The sequence below is a fragment of the Streptomyces sp. NPDC040718 genome (assembly GCF_055593565.1).
In genome coordinates this window covers 93,905-105,272 of sequence record NZ_JBVIXO010000001.1, presented here as the reverse complement: position 1 = coordinate 105,272, position 11,368 = coordinate 93,905, and the positions used below count along the sequence as shown (strand labels likewise).

Sequence of the window (11,368 nt, the reverse complement as noted above, 5' to 3'; positions counted from 1 at the left end):
GCCCCTAGTCCCGGATGCCGTCGACGGCGATCGGCAGGTGGCGCGGGCCGCGCAGGACCGCGTTCTGCCGGTAGGGCGGCGGGTCCTCCAGCAGCCGGGGGTTCTCCAGCCTGCGGGCCAGCTCGCGCAGCGCCAGCGCGCCCTCCAGCCGGGCCAGCGGCGCCCCGAAGCAGCTGTGGATGCCGCTGCCGAGGCCCAGGTGCTGGACGTCCGCGCGGTCGGGGTCGAAGCGGTCCGGGTCCTCGAACCGCTTCGGGTCGCGGTTCCCGGAAGCCAGGATCAGCCAGAGCGAGGAGCCCTTGGGGATGGTCACCCCCGCCACCTCGATGTCGGCCAGGGTGCTGCGCTGCGGCAGCAGCTGCACCGGCGGCTCGTAGCGCAGCAGCTCCTCCACGATCGGCACCGCCAGGTCCGGCTCGGCCCGCAGCCGGGTCAGGTGCTCCGGATGCCGCAGCAGGGTGAGCATGCCGTTGGTGATCAGGTTGACGGTGGTCTCGTGCCCCGCGATCAGCAGCAGCGCGGCCGTGCTGAGCACCTCCATCGTGGTCATGGTGCCGTCCGGCCCCTGCGCGGTCGCCAGCTCCGAGAGCATGTCCCCGGTGGGGTTCTTGCGGCGTTCCTCGATCAGCCCCGCCAGGTACATGCCGAGCTCCATCCGGGCGCCCTTCGTCTTCTCCGCGCGCACGGCCGGATCGGCGTCCGGATCGGGGTCCAGGCTCGCGGCGAGGGTGTCGGCCCACACGTGGAAGCGCGCCTCGTCCTCGGGGGGCACGCCCAGCAGCCGGCAGATCACCGTCACCGGGAACGGGTACGAGAACTCCTCGACCAGGTCGATCCGCGCGGGGTCGCCCTCCTTGGCGATCGCGTCGACCAAGCCCTTGACGATGCCGTCCAGCTCACCGCGCATCTGCTCGACGCGGCGCGGGGAGTGCGGCGGCCCGAACGGGCGGTTCGTCATCCGGCGCAGCCGGTCGTGGTCGGGCGGGTCCAGCTTCAGGAAGGAGGGCGGCAGGACACCCTCCCCCGCGTCCTCGCCCTCGCTCAGCGGGTCGCCGGCGCCCGCCGTCAGGTTGCGGGCGTCGGAGCTGATCCGCGGATCGTGCAGCAGGCCCTTGATCTCGTGGTACGTGCTGAGGACGTACGGGCCGTCCCCGTCGTGGAACACCGGGGTCTTGCGGAGCTCCTCGTACAGGGGGTAGGGATCGGCCCGGCTGGAGTAGTCGAGGATCTGCCGCAGGATGCCTTCAGTCATGAGAGGTCCTCGTGCTCAGTTGTGCGCCGGCGTGAACGTCATCCGCCGGTCGGCCGGTGAGTAGCCGCTCAGGGTGATCGTCGGGCCGTGCGTGGGCACCGACGGGTCGGGGAAGTCCGCGTCCAGCGGCCTGTTCCCCTCGGGCCTGCGGTCCACGGTCGAGTAGGGCGGCGGGAACGGCGCGGTCTGCTCGATCTGATGCTGGTAGAAGTCCAGCCAGCGGCACTGGTCGAAGGTGACGGCACCGATGACGCGCCCCTGGTAGCCGTAGACGCCGACGAAGCGGCGCTCGGCGCGCGCGCCCTGGGTGATCAGGATTTCGGTGCCCATCGAAGGGACCCCGACCGACTTGATGTTCACGCCGAACTGGGACGACCAGAAGCCCGGTACCCACACGTGCGGGCGCCGGTCCGCGCTCTCGCTGAGCATGTTGTGCGCGGCCGTCTCGGCCTGGGCCACGGCGTTGCCCCAGTGCTCCAGCGACAGGAACTGGTAGCCGAACAGGGCGTGCGGGGAGCGGGCCACGTCGCCGGCCACGTAGATGTCGTCGGTGACGATGCCCCAGATGTCGAAGGCCCGGCAGCCCGCGTCGCAGGCGATGCCGCGCGGACCCGCGCCGAGTCCGGAGCCGTTCAGCCACTCGGTGTTGCGCTGGGCGCCGAGCGAGACGACCACGACCTCGGCCTCCAGCGTGGTGCCGTCGGACAGGTGCGCGGCGCGAACCCGGCCCGAGGAGTCGCCCTCCAGAGCCGTCACCATGATCCCGGTGCGCAGGTCGACCCCGTTCTCGCGGTGCATGTCGGCCGCGACCGCGCCGACCACCCCGCCGAGCGCGCCGACCAGGGGGGCGTCGCCGCGTTCGGCCACGGTGACGGCCAGGTCGCGCTCCCGGCACGCGGAGGCGATCTCGGAGCCCGTGAACCCGGCTCCGACGACGAGCACCCGGCCGGGCCGGGCCGCGAGGGCCCGTTCCAGGGCCGCGCCGTCTTCCCGGGTGCGCAGGACGAAGACGCCGTCGAGGGCTCCCTCGTCGGGGTTCGGCCACGGCCGGGCGCGGACGCCGGTGGCGATCAGCAGACGGTCGTACTCCACCTCGTTCCCGTCGGCGAGCCGGACCCGCCGGGCCGCCCTGTCCAGCCCGGTGGCGGGTACGCCGAGCAGCCACTTGGCGTCGATGTCCCGGCGCCGGGGGAGGGCCGTGCGGTCCGCGGTCGCCTTGCCGAGCAGGACCTGCTTGGACAGCGGGGGCCGGTCGTACGGTTCGTGGGGTTCGTCGCCGATCATCGTCAGGGATCCGGCGAACCCCTTCTCGCGCAGGGTCTCGGCGGCCCGCAGGCCGGCCAGGGAGGCCCCCACGACGACGATCCGGCCTTCGCGCTTCAGCCGCTCCAGGGCTGCGTCACCGCTCACCACGCGCCTCCGCGGTCGACAGGGACCCGTTCATCGCATCCAGCAGGATGGCCCGGACGGGGCAGGCGTGGACGGCGCGGACGACGTTCTCGCGGTGCTCCTCGTCGGGCTGCGGGTCGTAGAGCAGGGACTCGTCGCCGTGCATGGCGAAGACGTCCGGTGCGAGGAACGCGCACTGCGCGTACCCCTGGCACCGGTTGAGGTCCACGACAAGCCTCATGGGGCATCAGCCTTTCCGTGACCTGTTGACCCCCACGGACCCCCGACACCCTCCCGTCCTCCAGCATGCGCGCGAGACCCGCGCGTCGCCTGCCGGGCGGGGCGGGGTCAGTCCGTGCGCCGCAGGTTGGTGCGCAGGACGTGCAGGCTGACGACGAGCACCCAGAACGGGAAGACCATCTCGGCCCAGGGCACCCCGGACCCGAGGAGGAGCAGGATCAGCCCGGTGGCGAAGCCCAGCGCGACCAGCGGACGCGGGAAGAAGCCCAGCCGGCGCCCGATGGTGGAGGTCACGAAGACGAAGACGGCCGCCATGCGCATCGCGTACGTGGTGAGCACGGTGTACGCGAAGGGGCGGCCGAATCCGGACGGGGGGACGCTCTCCTGGAGCACGGTGCCCGCCGCGGCGGCGGCGACGAACAGGGTCCCGACGAAGACGTAGCCGCTGCCGAGGAACACCGCCGCGACGAACCGGTCCTCGCCCCCGCCGGAGTGCGCGCGCAGGGCTCCCATGAACCAGAGGAAGAAGATCCCGGCGAAGGGCACGATCTCCAGGGCCAGCCGGACCGCCCAGCGGTCGGCGTCGGCCACGGGGGCGTCGGAGGGGCTCCCGGAGGGGATGGCGAGCCGCATCAGCACGATCGCCACCGCGAGCAGTACGGCGAAGACGAGCCCGGCCGTCCCGGCGGCCCGTGGCGTGCGCATCCGCGTGGTGGACTCCATGCCTTCAGCAGGCGGCACCCGCCGGGCCCCCGCCACCGGGGGGACCCCACGGGAGTGAACCCGAGGCCCGGCCGCCGGGGACGGGCCGGGAGGGTCAGGCGACCGGTGCCGGAACCGGCTCTTCGGCGGGCTCCTCGGCCCCGTCGTGGTTGCCGTACCAGGCCACCGCGACGGCTCCGGCGACGGCCAGGACGAAGCCGGTCACCGCGAGCCAGGCCAGGCCCGGCCGGGAGGCGTCGCCGAGCCACAGGACGCCGATCGCGCCCGGGAGCACCGTCTCGCCGACGACCAGGGCGGCGGTGGCGCCGTTCACGGAGCCGATCTGGAGGGCCACCGTGTGCAGGTACATGCCGCCGAAGCCGGCGATGAGGATGGCGTACAGCGCCGGGTCGGTGGCGAGGGTGACCGGGTCGAAGGGGTCCACGCCGTCGAGGATGCGCACGCCGACGCCCAGCGCGCCGAACGCCAGACCGGACAGCAGGCCGGCCAGGATCGCGGCCCGGCCGCCGAGGAACCGCACGGCCACCGTGCCGCCGACGATGATCACCAGGGTCACGGCCAGCAGCCACCAGTGCGTGGACATCGGGGCGTGGTGGTCGCCCTCGTGGCCGGCGGCGGTCGCCAGCAGCACCAGCGCCGCGCAGACGACGCCGATCGAGGTCCATTCCTTGCGGGTCAGCCGGATGCCCAGCATCTTCACGCTGAGAATGGCGGTGATCACCAGGTTGGCGCTGATCACCGTCTGGGAGAGGAACAGGGGCAGCATGCGGGCCGCCAGCGCGCCCAGTCCGAAGCCCACGAAGTCGAGGATGGTGCCGACGATGAACTCCCAGGTCATCGCGGCTTTGGCGGTGGAGGTCAGGTTCGGTCCGCCGTGGGCGGTCACGCCGGCGGCGGCCGGGGACATCCGGGCGGCGCGGCGCGAGCCCACGGCTTGCAGGACAGAGCCCGTGCCGTAGCAGATGGACGCCGCGACAGCGGTCAGCAGGCCTATGAGCACAGAAGGCTCCGTTCAACGTCTGGCAGGTAAGGCGGTACCTCTGCCAGACGTCATATCGGTCCGGGAAGTTGCCTCCGCAAGGGAGTTCGTTGACCGGTTCTTTGCCCTCGGGGGGTTCAGGCCATGGCCGCGAGCGCGTCCGGGACCTCTTCCACCGAGTCCACCAGCGCGATCCGCGACTCCATCGGCCGGCCCGAGGCCAGCGCCCGCAGCAGCGGCCAGACCGGCAGCCGCTCGGTCCAGTGGGCGCGGCCGACCAGGACCATCGGGGTCGGCTCGGACCGCGACTCGTAGTAGTTCGGTGTCGCGTTGTCGAAGACCTCCTGCACGGTGCCCGCCGCGCCCGGCAGGAAGACCACGCCGGCGTTGGACCGGGCGAGCAGCCCGTCCTCGCGGGTGGCGTTCGCGAAGTACTTGGCGATCTGCCCGGCGAAGGCGTTCGGCGGCTCGTGGCCGTAGAACCAGGTGGGGATCCCGACCGAGTCGCCGCCCCGGGGCCAGCGCTCCCGGACGGCGAAGGCCGCGCGCGCCCAGTCGGAGACGGACGGGCTGAAGGAGGGCACCTTCGCCAGCAGGTCCAGCGCCTCGGGCAGGGCCTCGTCCGGCGCGGGGGCCAGGTAGGCGCCGAGGTTGGCGGCTTCCATCGCGCCGGGGCCGCCGCCGGTGGCGACCGTCAGCCCGGACCGCGCCAGGGTCCGGCCCAGTTCCGCCGCGGCACGGTAGTCCGTACCGCCCCGGGCCATGGCGTGGCCGCCCATCACGCCGATGACGCGGGCGCCCGCGAGGTGTTCGTCCAGGGCGTCGGAGATGGCGTCGTCGTGGATGGAGCGGAGCATCGAGGAGAAGACGTCGCCGTCGGACTTGGTCTCCTGGAACCAGGCGTAGGCCTGGGCGTCCGGAGTGGTCTCGTACCCTTCGGCCAGACCGGTGAACAGCTCCTCGGCCGTGTACAGCAGACCCCGGTACGGGTTGAACGGCAGGTCCGGTATCGGCGGGAAGACGAGCGCGCCGTCCGCGCGGACCTTCACCGAGGCGTCGGGCTCCATGGCGCAGCCCAGGAACACGGCCGCGGAGGTGTCGGCGGACAGCAGGGCGAAGGTCCGCTCCAGGAGGTTGACCGACTGGATCCGGTAGCCGCTCAGGGAGCCCCGGGCGACGACCCGGTCGAACTTCGCGAGCGTCTCGATCTCGATGTCTGCGTTGACCATTCGGCCCACCCTAAGGGGCGGTCGTCTCAGCGGGTCAGCGCCAGCGACGTCAGCTGCGCCACACCCCAGCCGAGCCCCGCAGCGGCCGCGAGCAGCGCGGCCGCCCGCAGCGCCGCGGCCGTACGCAGCACCGCGCCCGGAGCGCCGAGGCCGGCCAGCGCCTCGCGGGAGGCGGAGCGGGCCTGCCGGGACTCGACGGCCGAGGTGAGCAGGGTCCCGGCCGCGCACAGGGCCACCAGGGCGGCGGCGGGGCCGGTCAGCGGCCCGAGCGGGGTGAGGGGGCCGCCCTGGCCGTGCGGGGCGAGGGCGGTGAGGGCGGCCGCGCCGACGGCGGCGAGCACGCCGAGCGGGCGTCCCAGCCGGGGCGCCTCCTCCTGGAGGCCTCGCCCGGCCAGCAGCCGCAGCAGGCCCGGCCGGACCGCCTGCACCAGCGTCCCGCAGGCGTAGGCCAGTCCCGGACCGGCGAGGGCCAGACCGACCGCGATCAGCACGCAGCCGGCCGGCACGGCGGCTCCGCCGGGCCGCGCGTAGGCCAGGGCGGCGAGCCCGCAGGCGGCCAGCGCGACCCCCCAGGGCACGCCGGTCTGCGGTGCCAGCCCGGCGTGCGGCGGGCGGGGGCGCAGGGCGAGGGCGGTGGCGGCGGCGGCGGTGAGGGGGACCAGGGCCAGCAGGGTGAGGGCGGCGGCCACCGGCAGCGGCCGGTCGGCGTGCAGCAGGCGGACGCCGGCGCCGTCGAAGGGCAGTCCGGCGACGTCGCCCCGCAGGTGGAGGAAGGCGGCCAGGGCGAGGGCGCTGCCGAGGGCGCACGCGACGGCGGTGGAGACCGCCGCGACCAGGGTGAGCCGTACGGGGCCCAGCCCGGCGGCGTCGAGCCCGTCGCGGGTGCGGGTCGCGGGGTCGGTGCGGGCGACGGCCACCGCGAACTGGGCGGTGGCGGCGAGCGGCACCAGTGCCCACAGCAGCCGGGGGAACGATCCGGCGGGCCGGGCCGTGGCGTCCGCGAGGACGTACAGCAGGAGGAACCCGCTGCCGGCCGAGGCGGCCGCGACCAGCAGCCGCCGCAGCTGGACCAGGGGGCGGGAGCCGCGGACTAGGCGGAGAGCGAGCACGCGGACCGGTCCTCCGTGGTGAGGGCGGAGGCGGCGCCGGCCGGGCGGCCGTCGAGCAGGGCCAGGGCGCGGTCGGCGCCGGCCGCGGTCTCCTCGTCGTGGGTGGCCAGCAGGACCGTGATGCCGTGGGAGCGGGCGGCCGTGGTCAGGGTGCGCAGCAGCAGTGCGCGTTCGGCGCGGTGCAGCGGGGCGGCCGGCTCGTCGGCGAAGAGCACCGCGGGCTCCGCGACCAGCGCGCGGGCCAGGGCGACCCGCTGGGCTTCGGCACGGTTCAGGGAGCCGGGGCGTTTTCCGGCGAAGCGGTCGAGGTCGAGGCGTTCGAGCCATTCGAGGGCGGTCCGGCGGGCGGTGCGGTGCGGGGCGCCGCCGATCAGCAGGGGCAGGGCCGCGTTCTCCCAGACCTTGAGCTCGGGCAGCAGCTGCGCTTCGGGCCCGATCCAGGCGAACCGGTCGCGGCGCAGGCGCTCGCGGGCGGCGGCGCGCAGGGTGTGGACGGGGACGCTGTTGAACCAGACCTCGCCCTGGTCTGGCAGCAGCCGTCCGGCGAGACAGCGCAGCAGGGTGCTCTTCCCGCAGCCGCGCGGGCCGGTCACGGCGAGGATCTCGCCCTGGCGGACTCCGGCGGAGACCCCGACCAGGCCGGGCGTGCCGCTGTGGGAGTAGTGCAGGGACCGTGCCCAGAGCAGGTCGTCCTGCGGCGGGACATGGTCGGGCCGGGCCTTGTCCGGGGGAGCCACCATGGCGTACACCTCCGTCCGGGGGAACGAAGCGGAGCCCTTTCGGTCACTGGCGCCGCAATGAGATGTAAAGAGATGAACGTCTTGGATGCCGACAGCACACGGCCCGGACCTCCGCGTTCTACTCGAACGGAGGATCCGGGCCGTGTGGTCGGGCCGGTGTGCCCGGGACCGGGTTAGAGCTTGGTCCACGCCTCGGTGAGCACCGAGCGCAGGATGCCTTCGATCTCGTCGAAGGTGCCCTGGTCGGCGATCAGCGGCGGGGCCAGCTGGATGACCGGGTCCCCACGGTCGTCGGCGCGGCAGTACAGGCCGTTGTCGAAGAGCGCCTTGGAGAGGAAGCCGTAGAGCACGCGCTCGGTCTCCTCGTCCGTGAAGGACTCCTTGGTGACCTTGTCCTTGACGAGCTCGATGCCGTAGAAGAAGCCGTTGCCGCGGACGTCGCCGACGATCGGAAGGTCGTGCAGCTTCTTCAGGGTGTTGAAGAAGTTGCCCTCCTGGTCCAGCACATGCTGGTTCAGGCCTTCCTTGTCGAAGATGTCGAGGTTGGCGATGGCCACGGCGGAGGACACCGGGTGTCCGCCGAAGGTGTAGCCGTGCAGGAAGGTGTTGTCGCCCTTGTAGAAGGGCTCCGCGATGCGGTCCGAGACGATGCAGGCACCGATCGGGGAGTAGCCCGAGGTCATGCCCTTGGCGCAGGTGATCATGTCCGGCACGTAGCCGAACTTGTCACAGGCGAACATCGTGCCGAGGCGGCCGAACGCGCAGATGGTCTCGTCGGAGACGAGCAGCACGTCGTAGGTGTCGCAGATCTCGCGCACGCGCTGGAAGTACCCGGGCGGGGGCGGGAAGCAGCCGCCGGCGTTCTGCACGGGCTCCAGGAAGACGGCCGCGACGGTGTCGGGGCCCTCGAAGAGGATCTGCTGCTCGATCTGGTCGGCGGCCCAGCGGCCGAAGGCCTCGGGGTCGTCGCCGTGGATCGGGGCGCGGTAGATGTTGGTGTTGGGCACCTTGTGCGCGCCGGGGACCAGCGGCTCGAAGGGGGCCTTCAGGGCCGGCAGGCCGGTGATGGACAGCGCGCCCTGCGGGGTGCCGTGGTAGGCCACCGCACGCGAGATGACCTTGTACTTGGTGTGCTTGCCCTGGAGCTTGAAGTACTGCTTGGCGAGCTTCCAGGCGGTCTCGACGGCCTCGCCGCCACCGGTGGTGAAGAAGACCTTGTTCAGGTCGCCCGGGGCGTAGTCGGCGAGGCGCTCGGCGAGCTCGACGGCCTTGGGGTGCGCGTACGACCACACGGGGAAGAACGCGAGCTCCTGGGCCTGCTTGTACGCGACCTCGGCCAGCTCCTTGCGGCCGTGACCGGCGTTGACCACGAACAGTCCGGCGAGACCGTCCAGGTAGCGCTTGCCCTTGTCGTCGAAGATGTAGGTGCCCTCACCCCGCACGATGGTGGGGACGGGCGCGTTCTCGTACGACGACATGCGGGTGAAGTGCATCCACAGGTGGTCGTACGCGGTTTTGGAGAGGTCCTGGCTCACGGGCTATCGAGTTCCCCACATGTAGGTCTGCTTCTTCAGCTTCAGATAAACGAAGCTTTCGGTTGATCGCACGCCGGGGAGCGTGCGGATCTTCTTGTTGATCGTTTCGAGCAGGTGGTCGTCGTCCTCGCAGACGATTTCCACCATCAGGTCGAACGACCCCGCGGTCATCACGACGTACTCGCACTCGGCCATGGCCGTCAGTGCGTCGGCCACCGGGTCGAGGTCTCCCTCGACGTTGATGCCGACCATCGCCTGGCGCCGGAGGCCCACGGTGAGCGGGTCGGTGACGGCGACGATCTGCATGACGCCCTGGTCGAGCAGCTTCTGTACGCGTTGGCGCACCGCCGCTTCGGAGAGGCCCACGGCCTTGCCGATCGATGCATACGGACGGCGACCGTCCTCTTGCAGTTGCTCGATGATCGCCAGGGACACAGCATCGACCGAAGGGGACGGTTGTCTGTTCCTGGAATCTGCGCTTCGACTGACCACGACCTCACTGTGCACGAGGAGTCGTCTGTTCCGCAACCCGTAATCGATGAAATCCGTTGTAGAGCGTCTCTGATTTCACGGATTTCGTAGTTGGCCGGGTCCGGCTCTGTCGAAAGCGTCGCCGGAGGGGCTAGGCTTGGCAGGTCGTCTCAATCATTGGACATGTGATCAGGAGAGTGGCTGTAGTGACCACCGAACTGCGTCGTCTGCGCAACTACATCGGCGGGGAGTTCAAGGACGCCGCCGACGGGCGGACCACCGACGTGGTCAACCCCGCGACCGGCGAGGTGTACGCCACCGCCCCGCTCTCGGGCCAGGCCGACGTCGACGCCGCCATGGCCGCCGCCGCCGCGGCCTTCCCGGGCTGGCGGGACACCACGCCCTCGGAGCGCCAGAAGGCGCTGCTGAAGATCGCGGACGCCTTCGAGGCGCGCGCCGAGGAGCTGGTCGCCGCCGAGTCGGAGAACACCGGCAAGCCGCTGGGCCTGACGGCCAGCGAGGAGCTCCCGCCGATGGTGGACCAGATCCGCTTCTTCGCGGGCGCCGCGCGCCTGCTGGAGGGCCGCTCGGCCGGCGAGTACATGGAAGGGATGACCTCGATCATCCGCCGTGAGCCGGTCGGCGTCTGCGCCCAGGTGGCGCCGTGGAACTACCCGATGATGATGGCCGTGTGGAAGTTCGCCCCGGCGATCGCCGCGGGCAACACCGTCGTCCTGAAGCCCTCGGACACCACCCCGGCCTCGACCGTCCTGATGGCCGAGATCATCGACTCGGTCCTGCCCAAGGGCGTCTTCAACGTCGTGTGCGGCGACCGCGAGACCGGCAAGGCCATGGTCGAGCACTCCACCCCGGCGATGGCCTCCATCACCGGCTCGGTGCGCGCCGGCATGCAGGTCGCCGAGAGCGCCTCCAAGGACGTCAAGCGCGTCCACCTGGAGCTCGGCGGCAAGGCCCCCGTCGTGGTCTTCGAGGACGCCGACCTGGCCAAGGCCGTCGAGGACATCGCGGTCGCCGGCTACTTCAACGCCGGCCAGGACTGCACGGCCGCCACCCGCGTGCTCGTCCACGAGTCGATCCACGACGAGTTCGTGGCCGCGCTGACCAAGGCCGCCGCCGAGACCAAGACCGGCCAGCCGGACGACGAGGACGTGCTCTACGGCCCGCTGAACAACCCGAACCAGCTGGCGCAGGTCGCGGGCTTCGTCGAGCGCCTCCCCGCCCACGCCAAGGTCGAGGCGGGCGGCCACCGGGTCGGCGAGAAGGGCTACTTCTACGCCCCGACCGTCGTCTCCGGCCTGAAGCAGGACGACGAGATCATCCAGAACGAGGTCTTCGGCCCCGTCATCACCGTCCAGTCCTTCACCGACGAGGCCCAGGCCCTGGAGTTCGCGAACGGCGTCGAGTTCGCCCTCGCGTCCTCCGTGTGGACCAAGGACCACGCCCGCGCGATGCGCATGTCCAAGAACCTCGACTTCGGCTGCGTGTGGATCAACACCCACATCCCGCTCGTCGCCGAGATGCCGCACGGCGGCTTCAAGAAGTCCGGCTACGGCAAGGACCTCTCCGCCTACGGCTTCGAGGACTACACCCGCATCAAGCACGTGATGACCTCGCTCGACGGCTGATCCGCGGCCGCCGCCCGGGCGGCGGCGCACTGATCACCGAAGGGCTCTGACGGGG

General features: G+C 71.9%; 11 protein-coding genes. 1 reads left to right on the top strand and 10 read right to left on the bottom strand.

Features of this window, described 5'->3' with window-relative positions; genetic code table 11:
• Positions 1-4: 4 nt before the first annotated feature.
• The 10 genes from ACZ597_RS00440 to ACZ597_RS00395 form a co-directional block, all read right to left on the bottom strand.
• Entirely contained in the window at positions 5-1,252 is a 1,248-nt protein-coding gene (locus ACZ597_RS00440; protein WP_471323048.1) for a cytochrome P450, read from the bottom strand.
• A 15-nt stretch (positions 1,253-1,267) separates the two neighbouring features.
• Positions 1,268-2,662: an NAD(P)/FAD-dependent oxidoreductase gene (locus ACZ597_RS00435; protein ID WP_471323045.1), complete on the bottom strand. Its 1,395-nt coding sequence runs from the start codon at positions 2,660-2,662 to the stop codon at positions 1,268-1,270.
• The gene (locus ACZ597_RS00430; protein ID WP_125599113.1) at positions 2,652-2,882 is read right to left on the bottom strand and encodes a ferredoxin; all 231 of its coding nucleotides are present in this window, start codon (positions 2,880-2,882) and stop codon (positions 2,652-2,654) included. The genes ACZ597_RS00435 and ACZ597_RS00430 overlap by 11 nt, the downstream gene beginning before the upstream one ends.
• Positions 2,883-2,989: 107 nt before the next feature.
• Positions 2,990-3,604: a hypothetical protein gene (locus tag ACZ597_RS00425; RefSeq protein WP_471323042.1), complete on the bottom strand. Its 615-nt coding sequence runs from the start codon at positions 3,602-3,604 to the stop codon at positions 2,990-2,992.
• A 94-nt stretch (positions 3,605-3,698) separates the two neighbouring features.
• The gene (locus ACZ597_RS00420) at positions 3,699-4,604 is read right to left on the bottom strand and encodes a DMT family protein (RefSeq protein WP_471323040.1); all 906 of its coding nucleotides are present in this window, start codon (positions 4,602-4,604) and stop codon (positions 3,699-3,701) included.
• Between the two features lie 116 nt (positions 4,605-4,720).
• Complete coding sequence (locus ACZ597_RS00415; RefSeq protein ID WP_471323037.1) at positions 4,721-5,812, bottom strand: LOG family protein; 1,092 nt, start codon at positions 5,810-5,812, stop codon at positions 4,721-4,723.
• A 26-nt stretch (positions 5,813-5,838) separates the two neighbouring features.
• Positions 5,839-6,921 (bottom strand): hypothetical protein, encoded by a 1,083-nt coding sequence (locus tag ACZ597_RS00410; protein ID WP_471323034.1) that lies wholly within the window; start codon positions 6,919-6,921, stop codon positions 5,839-5,841.
• Entirely contained in the window at positions 6,903-7,661 is a 759-nt protein-coding gene (locus ACZ597_RS00405; RefSeq protein WP_471323032.1) for an ABC transporter ATP-binding protein, read from the bottom strand. Before ACZ597_RS00405 ends, ACZ597_RS00410 begins: the two co-directional genes overlap by 19 nt.
• 173 nt (positions 7,662-7,834) lie before the next feature.
• Positions 7,835-9,196, bottom strand: a complete 1,362-nt coding sequence (locus tag ACZ597_RS00400) for an aspartate aminotransferase family protein (RefSeq protein WP_007266858.1) — start codon at positions 9,194-9,196, stop codon at positions 7,835-7,837.
• Positions 9,197-9,199: 3 nt separating this feature from the next.
• A complete protein-coding gene (locus ACZ597_RS00395; protein ID WP_007266859.1) occupies positions 9,200-9,703 on the bottom strand; it encodes an Lrp/AsnC family transcriptional regulator in 504 nt (167 codons plus the stop codon).
• Between the two features lie 170 nt (positions 9,704-9,873).
• On the opposite strand from ACZ597_RS00395, the gene ACZ597_RS00390 reads away from it, so the two are divergent.
• Entirely contained in the window at positions 9,874-11,313 is a 1,440-nt protein-coding gene (locus tag ACZ597_RS00390; RefSeq protein WP_471323029.1) for a gamma-aminobutyraldehyde dehydrogenase, read from the top strand.
• Positions 11,314-11,368: the final 55 nt, after the last annotated feature.